This is a genomic window from Xenophilus arseniciresistens (assembly GCF_028023875.1).
GTDB lineage: Bacteria > Pseudomonadota > Gammaproteobacteria > Burkholderiales > Burkholderiaceae_C > Xenophilus > Xenophilus arseniciresistens.
Window position 1 is genome coordinate 298,121 of record NZ_JAQIPB010000001.1, and the last position, 23,231, is coordinate 321,351.

10 protein-coding genes are annotated in these 23,231 nt (G+C 70.4%); 1 reads left to right on the forward strand and 9 read right to left on the reverse strand.

The window, feature by feature from the left end; translation table 11 throughout:
• Positions 1-13: 13 nt before the first annotated feature.
• From PGB34_RS01320 to PGB34_RS01355, 8 genes are all read right to left on the reverse strand, one after another.
• Positions 14-538, reverse strand: a complete 525-nt coding sequence (locus PGB34_RS01320; RefSeq protein WP_271426262.1) for a YbjN domain-containing protein — start codon at positions 536-538, stop codon at positions 14-16.
• Between the two features lie 86 nt (positions 539-624).
• Positions 625-1,557 carry a peptidylprolyl isomerase gene (locus PGB34_RS01325; RefSeq protein ID WP_271426263.1) on the reverse strand — a complete coding sequence of 311 codons (933 nt, stop codon included), beginning with the start codon at positions 1,555-1,557 and terminating at the stop codon, positions 625-627.
• Positions 1,558-1,580: 23 nt separating this feature from the next.
• Positions 1,581-2,348, reverse strand: coding sequence for a hypothetical protein (locus PGB34_RS01330; RefSeq protein ID WP_271426264.1), 768 nt, complete (start codon positions 2,346-2,348; stop codon positions 1,581-1,583).
• A gap of 15 nt (positions 2,349-2,363) precedes the next feature.
• Complete coding sequence (locus PGB34_RS01335) at positions 2,364-4,172, reverse strand: putative porin (RefSeq protein ID WP_271426265.1); 1,809 nt, start codon at positions 4,170-4,172, stop codon at positions 2,364-2,366.
• A gap of 42 nt (positions 4,173-4,214) precedes the next feature.
• Complete coding sequence (locus PGB34_RS01340) at positions 4,215-4,934, reverse strand: energy transducer TonB family protein (protein ID WP_271426266.1); 720 nt, start codon at positions 4,932-4,934, stop codon at positions 4,215-4,217.
• 13 nt (positions 4,935-4,947) lie between these two features.
• Positions 4,948-5,364 (reverse strand): ExbD/TolR family protein, encoded by a 417-nt coding sequence (locus PGB34_RS01345; RefSeq protein ID WP_271426267.1) that lies wholly within the window; start codon positions 5,362-5,364, stop codon positions 4,948-4,950.
• Between the two features lies 1 nt (position 5,365).
• Complete coding sequence (locus PGB34_RS01350; protein WP_333909003.1) at positions 5,366-7,114, reverse strand: DUF2341 domain-containing protein; 1,749 nt, start codon at positions 7,112-7,114, stop codon at positions 5,366-5,368.
• A 114-nt stretch (positions 7,115-7,228) separates the two neighbouring features.
• Positions 7,229-8,884 (reverse strand): ShlB/FhaC/HecB family hemolysin secretion/activation protein, encoded by a 1,656-nt coding sequence (locus tag PGB34_RS01355; RefSeq protein ID WP_271426269.1) that lies wholly within the window; start codon positions 8,882-8,884, stop codon positions 7,229-7,231.
• A 208-nt stretch (positions 8,885-9,092) separates the two neighbouring features.
• On the opposite strand from PGB34_RS01355, the gene PGB34_RS01360 reads away from it, so the two are divergent.
• Positions 9,093-9,500 carry a hypothetical protein gene (locus PGB34_RS01360; protein ID WP_271426270.1) on the forward strand — a complete coding sequence of 136 codons (408 nt, stop codon included), beginning with the start codon at positions 9,093-9,095 and terminating at the stop codon, positions 9,498-9,500.
• A gap of 86 nt (positions 9,501-9,586) precedes the next feature.
• On the opposite strand, the gene PGB34_RS01365 is transcribed toward PGB34_RS01360, so the two are convergent.
• On the reverse strand, positions 9,587-23,230 hold the full coding sequence (locus tag PGB34_RS01365; RefSeq protein ID WP_271426271.1) for a filamentous haemagglutinin family protein: 13,644 nt from the start codon (positions 23,228-23,230) through the stop codon (positions 9,587-9,589).
• Between the last annotated feature and the right edge of the window lies 1 nt (position 23,231).

The window sequence follows — 23,231 nt, forward strand, 5'->3', positions numbered from 1 at the left end:
GGCGGCCCGTCGCTCAGGCTTCGGCCGCTTCGCCCTGCAGCGCCGCCTGGGCCGCGTCGGCGGCGGCAGGCTCGGCGGCTTCGGGTGCCTTGAAGTTGCGCAGATGCAGGAAGAACTGGCCCATCATCTGGGTCCACAGCTGGGCCTGGACGGCCAGGTGGTTGGGGCTGATGCCGCCGGCCGTGAGCACGTCCATTTCCAGCACGACGAAATCGCCGTGCTGGGCCACGCGCGCAAAACGCTTGGCGCGGTGCCAGTCGGCCAGCACGCCTTCGGGCAGCGTGCCGCCCTGCACGCGCAGCGGGCAGCTCAGCGTGAAGTCGACGTAGTGGCCCTGGGTCAGGGCATTGCCCCACAGCACCTGGAAGCCCACGCCGTGGCTGGCGCTGTGCAGGCGCACCACGCCGTCCTGCTCGATGGCGGTGACGGCGCAGCCGGCGGCCTTGATGGCTTCGCCGACCTGGTCGGGGCTCACGGAAAAGAGCAGTTCACCGGTGGCCGGCTGGGCGGGAGTCTGGGTATCTTGGGTCTGGGCCATGGGAATTCCTGTAGCGGTACGAGAAAGGCAAAAAAACGAAGGGGGGAAGCAAGGGGGAACGGCCTCGCGGCGCGCCCCGCTTCGTGTCATTCGATCCGGGTGAGCGCCGCGTCGAGCGCAGCGCTGTCGATGTTCACGCTGGCCGCGGGCGCCAGCTTGTTCATGTGCTCGGCCACCAGCTGCTGGCGGCGCTGCTCGCGCAGCGCGGCCTGCAGGCGCGGCTGCACTTCCTGCAAGGTGGCCGTGCGCGCCGGCAGGGTTTCAAGCAGCTTGACCACGTGAAAGCCCGTGGGCGACTGCAGGGCTTCGCTGACCTGGCCGGGCTGCAGGCGCGTCACGCTCTCGCGGATCTCGGGCAGCATCTGCGCCAGCGGCAGCGCGCCCACCTCGCCGCCCTGGGCGGCGCTGCGCGGCTCCTGCGATTTCTCGCGGGCCAGCGCGGCAAAGTCAGCGCTGCGGGCCTGGGCCGCCAGTTGCTGGGCCTGGGCGCGCACGGCGGCCACGGCTGCGGCATCGGCGCCGGGCTGCGTGGCCAGGTAGATCTGCGCCACGCGGTAGCGCACCGGCAACTCGAGCCCGGGGCGCGCGCGCTCGTAGGCGGCCTGCAGCTCGGCTGCAGAGGGGTAGCCTGCGGGCACTTGCGAAACCGAATCGAGGTAGCTGCCGCCGACCAGGCGCGCCGTGACTTCACGCACGGCCGCGTCCACGCGGGCCTTCACCTCGGGGCGTTCGGCCCAGCGCTTTTGCTGGGCCTCGCGCAGCAGGGCTTCGCTGGCCACGCGCTGGCGCAGCCAGTTTTCGAGGCCGGCGCGGTTGCCCTTGAGCTGCTCGCGCTCGGCCGGTGCCAGGTTCTGCAGCAGCAGGTCGACTTCGGATTGCTGGATGCCGATGGCACCCATGCGCGCGATGACCGGGCCGCCGGCGGCAGGGGCCGGCGCCTGCGCGGCGGCCGAGCCCACCATCCAGGCCAGCAGCAGGCCGAGGCCGCCGCGCAGGGTGTGGGAATCAAACAGGCTCATGGTCGAGTTCTGACGGTTGAGATTCAGCGCTGCGGCCCGGCCTGGGTACTGGACGCATCCGGGCTGCCTGCAGCCGGCGCGGCTGGCGCAGTGCCGCTGGCTGGCGCAGGCACGGTGACGGCGCGCGCATCGAACTTTCCTTCGTACAGGCGGTCGCCGTACTGCTGCGCGATCTGCTCGTACTTCACGCGCGTTTGCGCGGCGAAAGGCTGGCGGGCGCCCATCACGGCGCCCACGTCCAGGGTCTCGTAGGCGCGCAGCAGCTCCTGCCCCACGGCATAGAGCTGCGCGTTCTTGGCCTCGCACTGCTGCACGGCGGCGCCTTGCGTGGTCGTGCTCTGCGCCAGGCGCTGGCGCTCGGCTTCGGAGGCGTTGGCCAGGCCCAGCAGCTGCTGGTGGGCGGCGCGCACCTGCGCTTCGCGGGCCTGCGACTGCGCGATGGCCTGCCGCGCCTGCTCGCGCAGCGTGGCCAGCTCGGCCTGCGCGTGCTCGCGGGCCGCACGCTCCTGCGCGAGCTGGCCGCGGCTCGAAGCCAGGTTCTTGCGCAGCTCCTCGCTGTCTTCGGCAGGCTTGGCTGCCGGTGCCGCGGCGGGGCTGGCAGCGCCGCTGGCCTTGAGCTGCGCCAGCTCGTTTTGGGTCTGCTGCAGCTGGCTGGAAACCAGCCGCAGCTGCGTGCGCAGCCGCTCTTCCATCGAAGCCTGCTGCGCCTGCGCGGGCAGGCCGGCGGCCAGCAGCGCGGCGGCCAGCGCCAGGGCACCGGCAACGTGCGGGGGGCGGAATGCGTATGGCATCGGGATCATCCGCCTTCAGAAGCGCGCGTTGAGTTCAAGCTGCAGCGTGTCGATCTGCAGCGGCGCGCCATACACCTCGCGCGTGGCCGACCAGCGGCCCGTGAACCAGAGGTTCTTGTCGATCGCGTACGAGCCGCCGATGTAGTAGCCGCGCGCGTTGGTGCCGCCCAGGTGGAAGGACGAGTCGTTGTAGCCGTCGGGCAGTGCATCGGGCTGGATGTACTTGTAGCCGGCCAGCACGTTCCAGTCGCCGCGTGCCGAGGGGCTGGGCTTGCCCAGCGTGGCCTGCAGCATGTAGGCGCTGCCGCCGCTGCGGAAGTCGGCCTGCGTGGGCAGCAGCGGTGCGTTGACGCGCCAGTTGTTCACGATGCCGCCGCCGGCACGGCGGAACATCTCGCCCTCGTCGTAGCCGAGGTTGCGCACCACGTTGGCGTCCAGGCGCAGGTCGTAGCGGCCGGCGATCTTGGTATCCCAGCGCGCGTTCAGGTCCAGCAGCTGGAACTTGGAGGCCAGGCCCAGGTACTGCGGCTGCGGCGTGTTGGCCGGGTCGGCCGGGTTGAGCTGGATGTCGCGCAGCATCATGAGCGTGTTGCCCTTCTGCATGAACGAGGGGCGCGACCAGTCGGTGTCGCAGTGGTCTGCGCCGGCATACAACGCGCAGGGGCTGGAACGCTCGCCGCGGATGTTGTTGAAGTTGTAGTAGGCCAGCGCGCCGCGCAGGCGGTTGTTGTCGTTGAGCTTCCAGTTGGCGCCGGCCTGCACGCCGAACAGCCACTTGTTCTCGCTGGCGGCCTTGTCCTGGCTGGTGCGCGGGAAGCTGTCGGACGAGTATTCCAGCGGGATCACGCCCAGCGTGCCGAAGAGCTGCAGGTCCTTGTTGGACGACAGCGTCTTGTCGAACTGCGCCGCGACGCCGTCGAAGCTCAGGTCGTTGGAGAACAGCATGTCGGTGGAGACGAAGGGGTTGGCGAAGCGCCCCCCCGTGAGCTTGAGCCAGTCGGTGGGCTTGTACGACAGCCAGGCCTGGTCGAGCCAGATGTCCTTCTTGCGCAGGCCGCCACCCAGCGTCTGCGTGGTGGAGACGGGGCTGTCGTCGCTGCCGCTGGCCAGGCGCACGCCGGCCTGGGTCGATTCGGACAGGTCCGCCACCAGGCCGATGCGGGCGCGGGCGCGCCACAGGTTCTTGCGGTCCTGGCGCGTATTGAGCAGCGGGCCGAAGCTGCTGCTGGTGTTGGGGTTCACGTCCAGGCCGCTGCCTTCGTTGATGGCCTGGAAGTCGTTGATGGTGTTGCTGTTGCCGCCACCGAACAGCCGCGACTCGTGGCGCACGCGCAGGTCGCCTTCGAAGCGGATGCGCTTGGTCCACTCGGCCACCTCGTTGGGCGAAGCCCAGCCTTCGGTCTTGGCCTGCGCCATGACTTCGCCCTTGATCTCGTCACGGATCTGGTCGCGCACGGTCTGCGGGATGTAGGGCACGCGCACATCGCCGGCCGCGGGGCGCAGGCCGCCGGCAGCGGGTGCCGCTGCGGCAGCCACGGCCAGCTGGCGCTGGGCCTGCTGGGCGGCCAGCGCTTCGGTCTGGGCCTGGGCCAGCAGGGCCTCGCCCACGTCGCGGGCCAGCGCGCCGCTCTGGATCAGGCCGCGGATCAGGCGGACCATGGCGCTCTCGCCGGGCGCGGCAGCCGCAGTGCCTGCCGCGGCGGGGGCCTGGGCGGCGGCCGTCAGGGCCGTGAGGGCCAGCGTGGTGGCCACCGCCATGGCCTGCGCCGTGCGCACGAAGCGCGTGGGCCGCGCGCGCAGTTCGAGTCTTGATGTGTTGTGCATGGGAAGTCTTCGGATGTGTTGGTTTGTTCGTTGGGGCCGGCCTCAGGAAGGGCGGCTGCCGCGCATCGAGACACGCATGGGGAAGCGCATGGTCTGCGGCGGCCGCTCGTCGAACTGCTCGATGCCGCGCACCAGCGCGATCACGGCTTCGTCGATGCGCTCATCGCCCGTGCCCTGTGCCAGCTGCACGCGGGTGGTGCGGCCATCGGCGGCCAGCCAGATGTCCACGCGCAGGTCGGCGAAGACCAGGTTGCGCGTGCGCGGATCGCGCGCCAGCGCCTGCTGCAGCAAGGTGGAGACATAGCGTTCGTAGAAGCGGCCACCCAGACCGCCGCCGCCCCCGCCGGTGGAGCCGCCACCGCCGCCAACCAGCACGCCGCCCACGCCGGCCTGCGCCTCGGCGTTCATGGTGACGGGGTCGCCGGCATCGGGCGAGGGGCTGGGCGGGGCATCCTCCAGCGGCTTGTCGTCCTTCTGCGGCTCCACGGGCGTGGGCTCGACTTCGGTGATCTTCGGCTCGACCTTCTCGGGTTCGGGCTCGGGCAGCTTCTCGGGCTCGGGCGGGGGCGGTGGAGGCGGCGGCAGCATCAGCATGGCCGTCTCGGGCGCCGCGCGCCGCGTGCTGGCCGTGCCGGCCAGCAGGTACCACAGCACCGCGAGGGCCAGCAGCGCCACCAGGCCGCCGATGACCCAGCCGCCCCAGCGGCCCCAGAACGAGAGGGTGGACCGGGGCTGCGAGGCGTTGGAAGAACTAGTGGGCACTTGCGCTCCTTCTTCAGACCGGTGGCTTGCCGGTGACCAGGCCGACCTGGTTCAGCTCGATGCGGCGCAGCAGGTCCAGCACCTCCACCACCTTGGCGTACTGCACGGCCGAGTCGCCGCGCACGATCACCGGGAAGTCGGGCGCGAGGGCTTTCTCGGTGCGCAGACGCTGCTCCAACTCGGCCAGCGTGACCGGGTAGGCGTCGAGGAAGACGTTGCCGCCGTTGTCGATGGTGACGGCCTTGGTCTTGGGCTTTTCCAGCGCCACCGAGGCGCTGGCCTTGGGCAGGTCGACCTTGAGGCCGGGGATGCTGGCGTTGCTGGTCAGGATGAAGATCACCAGCACCACCAGCAGCACGTCCACGAAGGGCGTGATGTTGATGCCGCCGGCACGCTTCTTGGTGCCGAACTTGGCTGCGTGGTTGGCCATCTCAGGCGCTCCGCAGCCGCGCGATCTCGCGGCCCTCGCCCTGCTCTTCGGCCAGGCGGGTGGCGAACTCGTCCACGAACACGGCCATGTCGGCGCCGATGGCGTCCGAGCGCGAAGCCAGCCAGTTGTAGCCGAACAGCGCGGGGATCGCGACGCCCAGGCCGGCGGCGGTACACAGCAGTGCGGCGGCCATGCCGGGGGCGACGGAGTTGATGTCCACCGCACCGGCCATGGCGGCCACCACGAACACCAGCATGATCCCGATCACGGTGCCGAACAGGCCCACGTAAGGCGCGCCTTCGATGGTGGTGGACAGCCAGTTCATGCGCTTGGACATGCGCTCGTTCTCGCGCACCATCACGCCGTCCATGGCGGCGCGGATGGCACCGATGGTGGCGGTGGACACCGAGTTCATGTCGTAGCCGCGTGCATGGCGGCGGCGCATTTCCTCCACCGCCACTTCGTACAGGCGCCACAGCGGCGAATCGGCCTTCACGCCCGCGGGCACCTTGTCGGAGCGGGCCAGCGAATCCAGCGGCGCGCCGGCGGTTTCGCGGAAGAAGCCCATGAAGGCGGCGTTGGCACGGTCCATCGCGCCGTAGCTGCGGCCCTTGCCGATCATGATGGCCCACGACATGGCCATCATCACGCCGAGGATGGCGACGACGATCCAGGCGTCCAGCGGCATGGCGGCCAGGATGAAGCCGAAGTGGCTCTTGCCGGCCTGCTGCTCGTCGGGGCCGAAGGTGGTCAGGCGCGAGTCGGCGCCCTGCGAGACGGCATCGGCCAGCAGTTGGGCGTCGGGGCGGGCCACCTTCGACAGGCGCAGCTCGTCGATGGCGCCGGCAAAGGGCATCCAGGCTTGCGCCGGGTCGGCGGGCGGGGCCGTGTCGGCACCCAGTGCAGCCGCCGTGTTGAGTGCAGGCAGCGGCGTGGCCAGGGTGGCGGCCTGGCGGCCGCCGACCATCAGCGCGATGGTGCTGCCTTCGGCCTTCACCGCCAGGTGCGACCACTGGCCGGCCTGCACCGGCTGGCCCGGGTTGCTGCGCTGGCCGTTGACCTGCACGAAAGGCACGCCCTGGTCGATGCCGACCACCAGCTCGCCCGTGCCGTCGCGGCGCAGGTACACCACCTGGCGCGGGCCCAGCGTGTCGGGGCGCACCCAGGCGCTGAAGGTGAAGGCGCTGCCGGCCGGCACGGCCAGCGAGGGCGATGCAGGCAGCATCAGCGGCGCATTGCCCAGCTGCGCGCCGCGGCCGATGACCGTGCCTTCCACGGGCTGGGCCGTGCTTTGCGCATGGTTGCCATAGGCCGTGGTGTCACGCGCGGGGGCGCCGGTCTCGGCGAAGTGGTAGACCAGCGTGAAGTTGGGGTCGAAGCTCAGCTGGCCGTTGCCCGAGGCCGGGGCCTTGGGGTTGCCGTAGTACATCCAGATCGGCTGCGGCGCAGCGGCCTGCAGGTTCGGCACGTCCACCCACACCAGGGCCATGCCCAGCAGCGGATCGAACTGTTCGATCTGGTGGTTGAGCACCGTCTTGTCGTCGGCGGCGACGAAGCGCAGGTCGGCGCCGGTCTCACTCACGCCTTCAAAGCTGAAGTTGCCGGTGTGCAGGCGAACCAGCACGGGCGTGCGGCCCGCATCGCCACCCAGCGCCCCGCCCTGCGGGCCGGCGTCGATGGTCACGGGCTTGCGATAGGCCCAGTCCGGCTGCCACCAGGCATGGGCCAGGCTCGGCAGGAGCGCGCTCAACGACGTGAGCAACAGAAGTAGGAAGCGTCGCATGACAGGAGTTCTCCGGGAATTCGTGTGTGGTGGAAGTCGTGATGAATGGGTGGCTTGCTCGCAGCGCAGCAGAGGCCGTGCTCAGAAGGTGACGTTGACGCTGAAGGTCAGGCGCGGGTCGTGGCGTTCGGTGCGCGGGCCGTGGCGCAGCGGGTAGCCGTACTCCAGGCGCGCATTGACGTGCTGGCCCACCCGCAGGCTGGTGCCCACGCCGACCGAGGCCAGGCGGAAGCGGTCCTCCTGCTCGGGCAGCGGCGAGCGCAGGCGCAGCCAGCCGGCATCGAAGAAGACATGGGCGCGCCAGTTGTCGATGTGCTCGCCCAGCCAGGTGATGCGCGGCGAGCGCAGCTCCAGCGAGCCCACCACGCCCACGTCGCCCGTGGCTTCGGCCGAGAGATAGCCGCGCACCGAGTTCATGCCGCCGGCGGCGATCTGCTCGCCCGAAACCAGCGGGCTGTCGGTGATCTGGCCCGAGGCGCGCCAGCCCACCTGCAGGTCGTTGTCGAAGGTGTAGCTGCCGTTGAAGTCCAGCTTGGCGATCTGGAAGCTGGGCGAGGCCTTGTAGCGCTTGTAGTTGAAGGCCTCCCAGTCGCTGCCCCAGCCCGCGAAGGTGCGCGTGCCGGTGACCAGCGATACACCCACGCCGGCCTGCAGCTTCTCGCCCTGGTAGTAGCCGGAATAGGCCAGCGTGATGGGGGCGTACTTCAGCGGCACCTCGTCGCTGGTGTCGCCCAGCTGCAGCGCTTCCTTGTTGTTCTTGAAGTCCACGCCGACGCTGAAGTTGTGCCACCAGGCGCCGCTGTCGGGCACGGTGTAGCTGGTCTTCACGCCGATCGAATAGCCCTTGCCCAGCACGCTGGTGCCGCCCACGGTCGAGACGTTGCTGTCGGAGTGGTAGCCCGAGAACTCCAGCGCCCAGTTGGAGCCGCGCAGCGGCATGCTGTAGCTGCCCGACCAGACCTGGGTCTGGTTCAGGTCCTGCGGCGTGCCGAAGAAGCTGATGGAAGCCGAGTGGCCGGCCTGCCAGAGGTTGTCATGGCCCAGCGAGCCCATGACGCGCAGCTTCTCGGTGTCGGCGCTGTAGTCGTTGTTCAGGCCGATGCTGGCGCGCCAGGGGTTCTTGTCCTCGACCTTGAGGTCCACGTCCATGGTGCCGGGCATGGCGCCCTGGCGCACCAGCGGCATCACCTGGCGGCGCCCGCCGCGGTTGAGGGCCGTCAGCTCGGCCTGCGCCTGCGTGAAGTCCGGCACCTTGCCCTCGGCCAGCGCGGGCACCTGGTCGCGCACCTCCACCGGCGAGTTGTATTCAGCGCCCACCACGCGCACGCGGCCCACGCGCGTTTCGGTCACCTGCAGGAAGACCAGCCCGTCCGTGACCTGCTGCTCGGGCAGGTCCACATACACCGACTGGTAGCCCTTGGCCTGGTAGGCGGCCAGCAGCGCATCGCGCGCGGCCTCGATGTCCTTGAGCGAACGCTGCGGCCCCAGGAAGGGCGTGACGGCCAGCTCGATGGTGCGCGCGTCCAGCACCGTGTTGCCGCGCACGATGTACTCGAACACGTCGACCTGCTGCACGGCCTGCGCCTGCGCGCCCGGGGTCGGTGCAGCCGGCGAAGCGGAAGCTTCGGGCGCGGCTGCGGCGGCGGGCGGGGTCTGCGCAGCGGCAAGGCCCGCGCCCAGGGCCAGCACCGCCAGCGTCACCGCGCGGGCCTGTGCGAGCGGTGCGCTCTTCTTCATGTCGATCATCTGGATGAACCCGAAATACGCTTGTTGTGCGGTCGAACGATGGCGTTTGCTGGCCCTCATCCTGCGGTGCGCAGATGACGGTGCTCACGTCCTGATACATAGACGCTGGCGCTTCATCCAAACCGTCATTTGTCACTAAAACTTCATGAAGAAATTTCGGCGGGTCGCGGCCACAATGCCTGCGCACTGCACAGAACCCATGCACGCCCACGCTTTGGCCCGACGGCTTCGCGCCCCCCTTCCCCTGCTTTGCCTGGCCCTGGTGCTGGCAGGTGCCGGCCAGCTGCACGCGCAACCCGGGCCACGCGCAGCCGCCAACGACAACGCCTGCTTCGATGTCGAAGTCAACGGCCAGCGCGCGCCGGCTTCCTTTGAATGCCTGTCGCAAAAGCTCAGGCCGCAGGCCCAGCCCGGGGCTGAGGGCGCCGCGGCAGCCGCAGGCTCCGCATTGGCCTCCGAATCCATTGCCAGCCGGCCGTCGAACCAGCTGGGCCTGTTCAACCGCGCAGCCACGGGCCACCGCATGGGCAACCAGTTCGGGCGCTCGGTCTACCCGCAGCGGCCCGACGAGGGCATGCCGCCGCCCATGGTGCTGCCGCGCCGCTGAGCGGGTTCTTTTTTTCGTCATCCACGCAAGAAGGCCGTACCGCGCGCCCCGCGCGGTACGGCCTTCCCGTCTGCGGCTCAAGCCGCTCAGCGCGTGCGCTGCAGTTCGCGGCGTTCGGCGTCGGTCAGTTGCGAGAGCAATTCAGGGCGCAGCGCACTGCCCTGCCCCACCAGTTGCACGAAGCTGGCCGGGTCGTAGCGCGCCGTCGGCCCGGCCGGGACGGCGGGCGCCTGCGCGCCGGATCCGCCGGCCGGCGCCGCCGCGTCGTTGCCAAAGCCCACCACGCGCACCGTGAACACCGAGGGCAGCGCCTGGCGTGCGGCCGCGCGCTCGCGCTGCACCACCTCCTGCGCGGCCGTTGTGGCCTGCTGCGCGGCCGCGCTCGCGTTGGTCAACGCGCCGATGTTCACGGCCGCCACCACCGGGATGCCCACGGCCTCGCCCTGCACCTGGATGTTCTCGGCATTGAGCACCTGCAAAGCTGCGAGGTTCACGTTGCCCGAGACGCGAATGCCCGCCTCGCCCGCATCGATGGTGCCCAGCGGCGCGATCAGGTCCACGTCGCCTGGCGGCACTTCGGGAATCGGGTTCAGCGTGGCAATGCCGGCGCCGGTGTTGGGTGTCGATGGCGACAGCGACACATTGCCCACGCTGTCGTACACGCGCCGCTGCGGCGTGGCCACCACCGTGGTCTTGGCGCCGCGGCCGGCGTTGATGTCGCCCTCTGCCGACCAGGCCAGGATGTTGCCGCCGAAGGTGGTGAAGATGCGGCTCTGGCCCATCAGGATGTCGCCCTGCGAGAAGATGTTGATGTCACCCTCCCCCTGGGTCAGCACGCCCGAGCCTGCGCCGGGGTTGAAGCCGCCGTCCACGCCGACCAGGGTGCGGCCGCCCGGCACCATCAGGCTGATGTTGCCGCCGAAATCGGTGTGGATACCGGCATCGTTGACCTTGTAGAAGGGCACGCTGTAGCCCGGGCTTCCCATGGCGATCCACTCATCCTCGCGCACATATTCGACGCCGGGCACCGGCCTGCGGCGCGGCAGCTCCTCGGTCACGTACTGTGGGTAGTACAGCGCGCTGCTGAACATGGTCAGATCGCCTTCGTAGTCGATGGCCTGGCCCTGCGCGTCCTGCGTGGGCAGCAAGGTGGCGATGGCTTCACGCCCGCGCAGGTAGCTGCCCTGGCGCGGGCCGTCCACCTGGTTGTACTCGCGCCCGGCCGCCTTGAGTTCGGCGTAGTAGACGTTGCGCAGGAACACGCGCTGCTGCTCGATGGGCAATGCGTCGAAGAAGGCGCGCGCATCCATGGTGGCGGCATCGAAATGCAGGCCGCGGCCGTTGGCGCCGCCAAAGCGCTGCGTCAACCAGTTCACCAGGTGCAGCTGGCTCTCGAGCTTGTACTCGCGCGCCAGGTCGCGGTTGCTTGCGGTGCCGCCGCTGGCCAGTGCCTGGCGGCGGGCCTGGTCCAGCGTGGCCTGCTGCGCGGCCATGAAGGCCTGCGCACCGGCCTCGTCGCCGGTGTAGCCGAACTCGGCTGCGAGCCACTGCGACAGCGTGATGCTGCCGACGTAGGCGCGCACCACCTTGCCCTGCTGGTCGGCCAGTGGCCGGCCCGCGTCGGCCACGTTGGCCGCGTCCAGATAGCGCGCCGCGAACGCACGCCAGTCCGCGCCATCGCGGCCCATGCCTGCGGCTGCCGCAATGCCCGCGCCGCTGCTGCGGTCGCCCGGCACCACGTTGGCGACGGGGCCCAGGCTGCGCAGCTCACCCTTGTCGGCCATGTAGAGGTCGCGACCGGCGCTCACATCCAGCAGGCCCGGGCCCGCGATGTAGAAGCTGCTGTAGCGCACGTCGCGTCCGGCCTGCACCACCGACACGTCGTCGGCGCTGGTGTGGACGATCAGGTTGCCGCGCATCGTGGGGCCGTTGGTCGCCGCGGGGCGGTGTGGGGCTGAAGGGTCCGCGGCGTTGGCGATGGTGGTCCAGCCACCCGCGCCGTTGCGCAGGCCGCCGTTGTCGTAGCTGCCCAGCGGTGTGCCCGAATCGGTGATATCGCGGCCCGCGCGGATCGCCACCGCGCCGCCGCCGTCGTACCACATGCCGGACTGGTTGGCCACGCCGGTGATGCTGTTGAGGTAGATGATGGAGCCGGTGCGTGCGCCCACGATGTCACCCTGCACGGCGTAGTAGCGCGCGGGCTGCTGGCCCACATGCACATGGCCGGAGGCGCTGGGCGCCACGAAGGGGAACAGCGTGTAGCCCGCGCCCGTGTAGCTGGTGTTGCCTGAGGTGAGTGAGAAGAAGAGGCCCGGCGCCACGGCATCGGCGCTCACGTTGTGCAGCAGGTGGCGGCCGTACCAGACCGGGTCGCCATAGCCGACGAAGCCGGGGTTGAAGGGGCTGACCAGTCGCGTCGGGTCAGCGCCCGAGGCCGAGAAGTTGGCGCCTGCGGCATGGAGCGAATCGGCCGCCAGCAGCTCGAGCTGGCCGGTGCCGCCCACGGCGAACTGGCTGCTCACCGGCGACGGTGCCAAGGTGACACCGCGCATGGCGCCATTCGGGCTGCCGTAGAACACGCTGCCGTTGGCCGCCGCGGCGCGGAACACCGAGGGGTAGAGCGCATGCATGTCGGTCGGCGCAGCGTCGGAAGCCTGGCCCCCATCCACCGGGTTGAGCGTGGGCGTGAGGCTGCCACCGGCCGCCAGCAGGTCGATGGCGGTGGAGGGTGTCCACAGCGAGAACCAGCTGTAGCCGCCGTTGGTGTAGCTCCAGCCGTTGGCGCTGAAAGGCGTGCCGCCGCTGAGCTGGGGCCCGCGGCCCGGATCGGCCGCCGACCCGAGCACGAGGTCGCCGCGCGCGTCGATGCGCGCGGTGGAATCGCCCAGCAGCAGCACCGGCCCGCCCGCGGACGAGGCCGAGGTGGCGCTGAAGACGTCGCCGGGGCGCGAATCCTTCGGGTTCTGGGTGCCGAAGCGCAATGCGACGGTGCCGACGGCGCCGGTCTCCATGCGCAGCGCGCCGCGCAAATTGGCGATGCTGCCGTTGACTTCGAGCCGGTGCACGCCGCCCAGTGGCAGGCTGTTGGCGACCGGATCGAAATTGCTGCCGGTGAAGGCGTTGAGCGCCGGGTCGGCGTTCAGGCCGCCACCGATCCGGATGTCCAGGTCGCCGCCGCCGGTGAGCACCAGGCCGCCATCGGCCGTCACGCGGCCCGTGCTGGCCACGGCCAGGTTCAGGCCCGTGCTTCGCAGCAGGTAGGCGCCGCCGTGGTCACCCTTGGGTTGCAGCATGCCGGCATTGCCACCGGCTTCCAGCACGAGGTTGCCGCCGCCCAGCGTGCCGTAGCCCGTGAAGCCGACCAGGCGCGGCATGTCGTCGAAGGTGCCGTAGTAGTTGGCCCCCTCCGGCGGTCGTACGTAGGTGCCGAAGTTGATCCACCAGGCGGCGGGCACAGCTTCTGCGCCGGTCTGCACGCTGCCCGTGCCCTGGCGCCACAGCCAGTTGCCCACCGACGAGGTCGGCGTGAGCAGGCTGGTGGCCACGATCTCGCCTTCGAAGCGCAGCAAGTTGGTGGTGCCGATCAGGCTGTCGCCGCTGATGTTGCGGCCCGCGCGCATCAGCAGGTTGCCGCCCGATTCGGGGTACCAGGCCGCATAGAGACTCTGCGCGCCGCCATCGACCATGGCCTCGAAGGGTTCGCCCAACGCGCCAAGCACCAGGCCGCCGACCGTGCTGCGCGGCAGGTTGTAGCGGTCCGAACCGTTGACCGCGGGCAATGCCGCAGACGGCGTGCCCGCGGTGTAAATGCCATAGAGCGAGCTGGTGGCGATGTCGCCTGCCGAGACCAGCCGCAGGTCGCCGGTGCCGGTACGCACGACGCTGGAAAGTTGCTCGCGCACGCCGGCCCGCGGGCTGAAGGCCATGTCGGGCGGCACGGCCGGCTGATCGATGGCGGTCAGCTCGCCATAGCCATAGGTGTTGAGGTCGCCCACAGGGGCGAAGAGCATGTTCATCACCTCCTCGGCCTGCGCGGGCGTGATCGGCTCGCCCTGCACCGGCACGAAGCTCATCACGTACTCGCCCCAGAAGTCGATCACCAGTTGCTCGAACAGCGTCAGATCGCCCCACTTGTAGGTGGCTGGCGAGCCCGTTCCCGGCACGGGCTGCACCTCGCCGACCCGGCCGTAGTGGGCGTCCGAGAAGCGCAGGCTGGCCGGCGTGCCATGCCGCGTGGCAAGCCGGTCGGCGGCCGAGGCATCGGCCCCCGCCACGAGCGAGAGATCCCACGACTGCAAGCCCGCGGGCAGCATGGGCGCCACGGCCCAGATGCGGCCCTGGTTGCCATCGCCGTCGCGCGGGCGCAGGTCCACCTCGTCCACGCCACCCGGCAGCACCACGTGGGTGTCGCTAGGGATCAGCGCGCCCTTGGCCAGCGTCAGGGGTGTGGACAGCACCACCGCGTTGCCCACCGGCGGCGCGGGCAGCGCCACGCCTGCAGGCCAGGTCATCGCGGCCAGGTGCGCGGCCACGGGCAGGCGAAAGCCCGCATCGAGCCTGGTGCCGGAAGGCAGCGTCACCGCATCGGCCAGCACCGTGCCGGCAGCGAAGAGCAGCGTGCCGTCGGCACCGCGCACGTTGGCGCTCAGCACCGTGCCGGGTGCGAGCAGCAGTGCTTGCGCCAGCTCGCCCTGCACCGGCAAGAGCGTGGCCGGCGCCATGAGCATGGGCTGGATCGGCAGCGCGTAGTTCAGCACCTTGCCCGAGTTGAAGATCGTGCCTGGCTGCAGCGCGACCATCCCGCCATGCGGCACCACCACATCGGAGCCCCAGAGCTGGCGGCCCTTGGTCAGCACCCAGCCGTTGCTGTCGAAGGACGATGGCAGCCGGCTGCCGTCGAAGCCGTCGCTGATGCTGCCGAACACCTCCAGGTCGCCCTGCGCGCGCATGACCAGCGCGCCGGCTTCGCCCGAGCCATGGACCAGCGTGTTCTTCTGCGCCCGCGGGTTCACGCTGGCATAGCGGTGGCCCGAAAGGTCGATGTCGCCGTCCACATGCAGGTTGCCGTCGGCGTTGCGTGCCAGGTCTGCCACCACCTGCACCCCGGGGCGCAGGTGGAACTGGTCGGCGTAGCGACGCAGGCCGGCCAGCTTGGCGTTCATCAAATTGCCGTTGGCCAGCGCGGCATCGATGAAGCTGTTGCTTTCGCCATGCAGGCGGTCGAGGTAGGCCTGGTCGATGACCTGGTAGCTCTTGCCGTCGGCCGTGGCGTCCGTGCCCACCGCCGCCGTGTCGTCGCTGATGAAGGCGTTGACGTGGATGGCCTTGGCGCCGTCGATGCTGACGGTGCCGGCGGCATCGATGGCCACGTCGTTGCTGCCCAGGCGCGGCGCGTTCAGGGCCACCGTGCCGTAGTTCGCAGGCGCGCCGGCCACCGAGAGGTCCATGCGCGCGCCGCTGACGATGCGCAGCGTGCCATCGCCCGAGTCGATCTCGATCACCGCGCGGTTGGACGCCTCGATGGCCTTGCCGTAGCTGTCCGCGCGCAGCACGCTGGCGCTGGCGTCGAGCACGGCCGTGCCGGCCAGCGAGACGCCGTTGTTCGCAGCCAGGCGGATGCTGCCGGCCTGCTCCCCGCTGGCATCGATGCGGCCGTTCACGCTGAGCTGGCCGTTGTCCAGCGAGACGTTGATCTCGTGCGCCTTCAGCTCGTCGCCGATGGCCAGGTCGCCCTGGCCGATGCGGAAGCTGCGGCCACCCACCATGCCGCCCTCGGTCAGCCGCGTGTTCAGGCCCGCGAAGTCGGCGATGCTGCGGCCGTGCAGATCGATGCGGCCCTGCATGTAGGGCACCTGCGTGCCGCCCGCGTCGTAGTGGCCGCTGCTGCTGCCGTCGATGCGGCCGGCCAGTGCGATCTCGGCCTGCGTGGCCAGGGCCGTGAGCTTGCCCGCGCGGTTGTGCTCGGCCGACAGGTCGATGACCGAGCCGGCCGCCTGGCGCACGCCACCCGCGCGGCTGGTGAGCACGAGGTCGCCGCCCCAGCTGTACTTGCTGACGTCGAAGAAGTCGATCTTTCGGCCCGCCAGGTCCAGCTGCGCGCCATCGGCCAGCGTCACGTCGCCCTGCGCCGAGAGGCCGAGCTTGCCGCTGGGCAGCAGCACGGCGGTGTCCAGCAGCAGGTTTCCGCCGCGGCTGTCGAGCGCGATCTCGGCGCCCAGCGCATCGGCAAGCGCCGCATTGCTGGCCGCGGCCGCACCGCCGCCGCCCGCCACGCGGATGTCGCCGCCGGCCGTGATGCGGTTCACCGAGCCGGCGCTTCCGGTCATCAGCGGCGTGCCGATGTGCAGCGTGCCGCCAGTGTGGTCGAAGGCCTTGGTGTCGGCATTCCACGCGCCCTGCGACTGGTAGACCGACAGCGTGCCCTTGTGGGTGGCCGTCACGCGCTCCGATGCGTTGAGATGCACGTTGCCGAAACCCAGCGCGATGCGGTGCTGCTCGCGCACGGTGTCGGGCTGCGTGCGCGGTCCCCAGCCGAAGACGATCTCCCGCGCGTCCACCACGAGCTGGCCCGAGCCAGTGCCCGCTCCGTCGGCGACCACGCCGCCGGCCGGGGTCAGCGCGCCGGTCCAGATCAGCGTGTCGGTGTGGATGCGTGCCACCGCATCGGCGCTGCCATGGCCGTAGATGGCGGGCGTGCCCAGCACCAGTCGCTGCAGCGCGGACCTGCCATTCGCGTCATAGGTCGAGAGCGTCACGTCGCCGAAGAAGTTGACCGATTCGCGCACAGTGAAGGAAAGTGCTTCCAGCGCGGGCGCGCCCACGCTGGTGTCGCCCAGCAGCAGTCGATCAACGAGTTCCTGGTTCAGCGTCATGCCCGGCGTCAGCACGCCGCGCGCCGCCGCTGCGGCGAGCGCTTCATTGCTGCCGACATTGACTGCGCCGAGCGCCAGCGACAGGTTGCGCGTGCCATAGCGCACGGTGTCGCCCAGCACGAAGCGGTTGTCGGTGGCGGTGGCGATCGTGCCTTCGGAGTACAGGCGCGTGTCGGCCGTGCAGGCGCCGCCTGTGGCACAGACACCGATTTCGATCGCACCGGCACCTGATTCAGGGCTGTTGGCGCCGGGTGCCTGGGGCGCCAGCAGATCGAGCTGGCCATTGGACAGCGCCAGCACCGAACTCTGGCCGGGGCGGTAGATGTAGCCCTGCGCGCCGCCGTAGGAGGACGCGCCCCGGCCCAGCGTGCTGATGGTCGCACCCTGCTCGACGGTGATGCTGCCGGCCGTGCGGCCGGTCATCAGGAACACGTCGGCGGCCTGCAGCACCGCGCCTTCGCGCAGCACGATGCTGTTGCTGCCGCCGGTGCCACCGATGGAGATGATGTTGGCGTACTTGAGCTGGCCCGTGGTGGCGTCGGAATAGGTGCTGCGCAGCGCGCCGCCGACTTCAAGGCGCGAAGCGTTCGTGGCGTTGAGCTGGCTGGCCAGCACCGACACGCCGTTGAAGCCCTCGGTCGGTGCGCTGCCATCGGCCAGCAGTTCGTAGTTGGCCGCGTTCCACAGCCGCGTGACGCTGCCGTGGCCGCCTTCGCCCGGCGCGACGCGGATCGTGCCTTGGGCGATGCCCAGCTGCGGCAAGTTGAAGGAGCCCTCGGAACCGGGCGAGCTGAGCGCCAGGCTCAGCGCCTTGCCGTCGCGTTCGAGCAATGGACGCGGCACGCCTTCGCGCATGGCCTGCTGCAGCGCGAAGTCGGCGTAGCTGGTTTCGTTGTACTGCGAGTAGCTGCGCAGCGTGTCGGCGGGCGTGAGGATGACGGCGGTGGACAGCGTGTCCAGCGCGCCAGTGTTGGCAATGCCCAGACGCGCAGCCGTGGCATAGGAGCCGTTGCGCATCGCCGTGGTGGTGCCGAAGACCGCTGCCTGGCTGGCCGAGCCGTTGAGTTCCACCCGGAACGCGCCGGGCAGCAGTGCGTAGGTGGACGGCAGCAGCGTGTAGGTGCCTGCGGGCAGGCCCGGCACGCCCTGCCCGATGGTGACCTGGCGGCCCAGCGCCGGATCGCCAGCGCCCTTTTCGGCGCCCAGCGGCGCAGCGCCGGGCTGCACGCCTGGCACGATGGCATAGACCGGGTTGGTCGACAGGCTCGGCAGCGTGAAGCCGCTGCCGTCGGCCTTGACCTGCACCAGCGGGTTCAGGCGCGCGTCGGTGGAGCCGCCGCGACCCTGCAGGAAGGCCGCGCCCGTGAGGGTGCCGCCGCCAGACAGATCGACGACCGCGCCTTCCTGCACCTGGACCGCATGGCTCCTGAACTCGACCTTGGGCTCGAAGCCGATGCCCTGGTAGACGACGTCCACGCCGTTGTAGTTGTAGATCAAGCCATCGACCGTGCCGCCATAGGGCATGACCAGGCCGTCGGCGCTGACCGAGGTGATGCTGCCCGGAAGCAGGTTGACCACGCCGGTGTAGCCATTGCCGTCGGCCGTGCCCAGGGTGATGCTGCCCAGCGGCGCGCGCAGCACACCGCCCTGGTTGATGGTGGCGGCGCCGAAGCCCAGGGTGCCGAACACGTCGTAGGGCATGGGCGGCAGTGAGTCGCCCATGCGCTCGATGTTCAGCACGCGCGTCGGATCGAAGGAGCGGCTCACCGTGCCCCATTGGGACAGTTCGCTGACGGTGCCAACGATGACATTGCCGCTGCCGTAGATCTGCGCCGCCGCCAGCGTGGTGTCGCCCGGCGAAGCAAAGATGGCGTTGCGCAGGCGCAGGTCGCCCTTGCTTTCGATGCGCACCTGACCGAATGCGTCACGCGGCACCGACAGCGGCTCGGCGGCGTTCAGCACGATGGTGCCGCGCGTGCCCATGCCCACTTCGCCCACGATGTCCACGAGGCTGCCTGAGAGCGTGAGGCGCGCATCGGCCGCCAGCAGCGGCGTGCCCAGCGTGCCGCCGATGGCGCTGATGTTCTTCGAGCCGAACACGGGGTTCGGCATGATCGTGTTGTCGAGCTGGCGGCCGGTCGAGCCGGCCAGGCGCAGGTAGGGCGCCGCCAGGCTGACCTGGCTGTCGCGCGCGGCCGCGGTCGACAGGTTCAGGCTGCTCGCCGTCAGGTGGATGGCCTGCGGCAGCCGCAGCTCGACGTTGCCGTCGAAGCTCAGCAGGCCGTTGACCGCCAGCGACGCGGTGTCGAAGCCGCCCGCATGGATCGCGTCGACGCCGTAGCGCGCGCTGCCGTAGGCCAGGCTCGCATCGAGTTGGCCCACCTGCACGCCGCTGGCCAGGCCGCTGCCGCCGTACACCTGCTCGATCACCAGCTCGCGCGGCACGCGCACGGCATCGCTCACGCCCTCGCCCTTGAGCGTGAAGCGGTCCACGGAGCCGTAGGTCGGTGTCTCCAGCAGCAGCGAGAGCGTGCCACCCACGGCACCCGCGCCGCCCGCAGCGGCACGCAGATCGCCGTCGATGAAGAGCCCGTTGCCCGAGCTCAGGCCGATTGCGCCGCCGTCGCTCGCGAGCGTGGTGGTGCCCAGCGCCGGCAGGTCGAGCACGGCCTGCGCGCCCGAGGCATCGAGGCGCGCGCCTTCGCGCACCACGACGAAGGCGTTCACGGAACCCTCCATGCCCGCCTGCGCGCCGTGCCTGCCGCCGATCTCGATCGTGCCGCCCTTGAGCACCTGTCCGTAGCGGCGGCCGTCCGGCGCCACGGCCGTGTAGGCCTGGCCGGAAGCGTCCAGCAGCGCGTTCTCGCCGATCCAGAACGAGCGAGCATTCGGCGTGCCGCCCGGCAGGTTGTTGCTGCCCACGATGGCCAGGTCGCCGGACAGCACCGAAATGCGCCCGCCGTGTGCCACCAGCGAGCCCTCGACCGTGACCTGGCCGTTGCCCGTGATCGACAGCGCCTGACCCGGATCGACCGCGATGCGGCTGCCCGCGCCCAGCAGGAAGTCGCCGGAGCCCTGCGCGTCGCCGGCCTGCAGTGCCAGACTGGCGCCCGCGCGCAGCGAAACCTGGCCCCGCACCGGATCGTCCTGCTGCAGCGGTGGCAGCCACAGCGACAGTGCGGGCGACAGCTCCTCGCCGCTGGCGATCGAGCGCATGGCCGTGGGGGCGACGCGCAGCAGCGGCATGGACACGTCGAGTTGCGCACCGGGCACCACGACCACGCCGTCACGGCCGGTGACGCTGTAGCTCCTGAAGCCCGACTGGAAGGTGTCGGCCGACAGCGCGAGGAAGGACTGCACCGCGATGTCCTGCTGCCATGCCGTGCCGGCCGGAATCCGGGTGCCCGCCGGCACGCGCAGCGCCTCGGCGGTCACGTTGCCGGCCACGTAGTTGAAGGTCTGCGGCGGAATCGGCAGGCCCGCGGGGAACACGCCCGGCGGCAGCACGTAGCCCTTGGGCAGATCGGTGATCGTGCCCAGGCTGGTGCCGGCCGGCAGCGTGGTGCCGGCGTAGACCACGGGTCCGTTGTTGGCCAGCTGCACCGTGACCGGCAGCGTCCAGGGCGCCTGGATCGTCACCGGACTGGCCAGGCTGACGAGGGGCCGCACGGTGACGGGCATGGCCTGGCCGTCGTTGACGCGGGTCACCGTCACGGAGAAGCTCGCGGGGATGACCGAGCCGGCCGGCAGCTCGACATCCTCCGCCAGGCGCAGCGGCAGCTCGCTCACCTCGCCGGCAGCCAGGCGCTCGATGGCCTGCGGCAGGTCGCCGCCGATGCTCACCATCGTGCCGTGCTCGATGTTGAGCGCCCCGCCCCCCTTGATGCCGTGGCCGCGGAGGGTGCCGTCCAGCGTGAGCACGCCCGTGCCGGCAAACAGCCCCGAGGCCAGGGTGACGCTGCCGCCCCTGCCGCCCGTGAGCTTTCCCTTGACGTCGAGCATGCCGCCCGAAGACACGTCGATGAGGCTGCCGGGTGCCAGCAGCACGCTGCCCGAGCTGCGTATCGACACGCTGCCGCCGTCGATGAAGGGCTGAGCGCCGATGCCGCCATCCAGCAGCATGTTGGTCCAGACGCCGCGCGCGTCCAGGGTCACGCCCTGGCCCAGCGTCACCTGCCGCTCGTAACCCGCAGAGGTGTGCTGGCCGACCGGCTGCTCCAGCCACGGATCGCTGCTGGTGGAACGCATCACCACCATGTTGCCCAGGCGGATGCTGCCGCTGCGTGCGCTGATGTCGGCATCGACCCTGAGGTCGCTCGCATGCAGCGCGACGGTTCCGCCGGTCGCCACGGCGATGGCCTCATCCACCGTCACGCGGCCCTGCGCGTAGGCCTCGAACCCGCCGAGCTGCTGGGCATTGATCCACGAGGCGTCGAGCGCGATGTGGTTGGCGACCGGCTCCGCGTCGGGCGCGACCGCGCCGCCGATGGCGATCTCGCTGGCCACGGCATCCGGGCCATAGCGCAGCTGGCCCGAGTCCTTGTCGTAGAGCGGCGACCAGCTGCCCACCACCAGTTGCCCACGCTGCGCCACCGCCGTCTGCGCCTGCCGGTAGCCATCCAGCCCCGCATCGCGTGCCCTGGTCTGCTGCGGCCCCTGGTACACGCCCGTGTCCAGCGCACCGTGCAGGCTTGCGTTGCTCGTGGCCACCACCAGCCGCCCCGCATCACGCCCCACCGTGTAGCCGTTCTCCAGCCGCCGCCCCGGCGCGATCAGCGGGTTCACAAAAGTCTCGGTCACGCCCCAGCGCTTGTGCTTGAGCTCATAGCCCTCGTACAGCCCCGTGTACAGCAGGTCCCCCGGCGCCTTGCTGGCGCTGTAGATGCGCCCGTCCGAGCCCTTGAGCCAGCTCTGGTTCACATAACCGGTCTGCACGTCCAGCGTGCCCCCGGCCAGGTTGATGAGGCTGCCCTCGTGCGTGTTCAGCTGCGCACCCGCAAACTGCACCGTGCCCCCCTGGGCCATCCACTCGCCCACCCCGTGGCCCGTGATGCCCAGGTAGCCGCCCACTTCCAGCAGGCCCCCGGCCGTGTACCACCGGTCGGTCTCGTAGCCGTTGGTGCCCGCCTTGACGAACACCAGGCTTCTGCGGTCCACCCAGATGTTCTTGTTGTTCAGGTTGCGGCTGTCGCGGTTGATGGGCGCATCGCGCTGCTCGTTGCCCTGCACGTTGATCAGGACGTTGTTGCTCTCCATGGCCACGCGCACGCCCACCGCGCCCGAGACGTCCAACTGCGCCCCCTGGCGCACGTCGGCCTTGGCCGCATTCACGAAGATCTGCCCGCCCGTGGCCAGCGTCAGGCTGTCGGTGGCGAAGTCCACGCTGCCTGCGCTGTCGATGAGCACCAGCGACTGGTCACGCCGGTGCTGCACGCCGTCGCCGGCCTTGTCCGAGTCCTTGATCAGGGTGTCGCGCTGGGTGTCCAGCGCCGTGGCCGCGCTCTCGTCCAGCACGATGGCCGTGACGCTGTCCTTGTCCAGCGTGATCTGGCCCGCTTCATCGCCGGCAGCGTTGCTCAGGTGCACGGTGCCGCGGGTGTGCACGCTGGTGGTGGCCACGGCCACGCCCTGCTGGCGCACCTCGCGCCCCACCAGGCTGATGTCGCCCGTGGGCGCCTGGATCAACCCGGTGTTGACCACCAGCCCGGCGCCGCTGCCTTCCTGGATCAGCGTGCTGACCACGTTGCCGCGGGTGCTGGCGTTCTGGTTGGCGTCGCTGGCCATGCCCTTCTTGATGACGAAGGCATCGCCTGCGGCCAGCACGGTCTGGCCCGAGGGGGTGAGGATCTGGCCGGCGTTGTGGGCCTGCTTGCCCAGCAGCAGCACGTAGCCGCCGCCTTCGGTGACGCTGGCCGGGGCGTGAGTGTTGATGCGCGCACCAGCCTGCACCTGCACGCTGCCGGTGGCCGGGCCGTGGCTGAAGCTGCTGGCGGTGGTGCTCAGGTCGTTGGCGAAGCTGGGGATGTTCGCCTGGCCCTGGGCTTCGCTGTAGAGGCCCTTGTTGAATTGGGCATCGCTCATGCCCACGGCGGCGGCCACGAGGTTGCGGGTGTTGACCTGGCTGGAGCCGCCAAAGACGATGCCGTTGCGGTTGACCACCAGCACGGTGCCATCGGCCTTGATCTGGCCCTGGATCTGGCTGGGGCGCGCCTGGGGGTCGTTGACGCGGTTGAGCACGGACCAGCTGGCTTGCTGCTCGAAGGCCAGGGTGGTGTTCTTGCCGACGTTGAAGCTCTCCCAGTTCAGGATGGCCTTGTCGGCGGTCTGGGCCACCTTGACGGTGGTCTTGCCCTCGGCCACGGTCTGGGTGGGGGCGTTGGCGTTGAGCCAGCCGGCGGTGAGCGAGTGGGTGTCGACCTTCAGGCCGCCTTCGCCCAAACCGTCGGGCACGGAGCCGGCCGCGGCCAGGGCTGCTTCACGCGCAGCGGCCTGGGCGCTTTGCTGGGCGGCGATGCCGCGTGCGGCCAGGTTCAGGTTGGCGATGGAGCGGGTCAGTGCTTCACGGGCGGCGGCGCTTTGGCCCTGAGGGGTGAGCTGCGGGTTGGCCGGCAGGCCGTTGGGCAGCAGGCCCGTTTGCGCGGCAGACTGCTGCACCGCGCCCTTGGCGGCGAACCAGCCGGGGGAAAAGGCGCGCTGGGCATGGGCGGTGCCGATCAGGCTGCCGGCGGCCAGCGTGAGGGCCACGGCGCGGGCCACCGGGGCCAGCTGCGGCAGGCGAACGCCCGGCTCGATTCTTCTTCTCCTGCCGCGCTCACTGTCGTGACTGCTGCTGCCCTTGTTGCGCGCACCTGTGTTCATT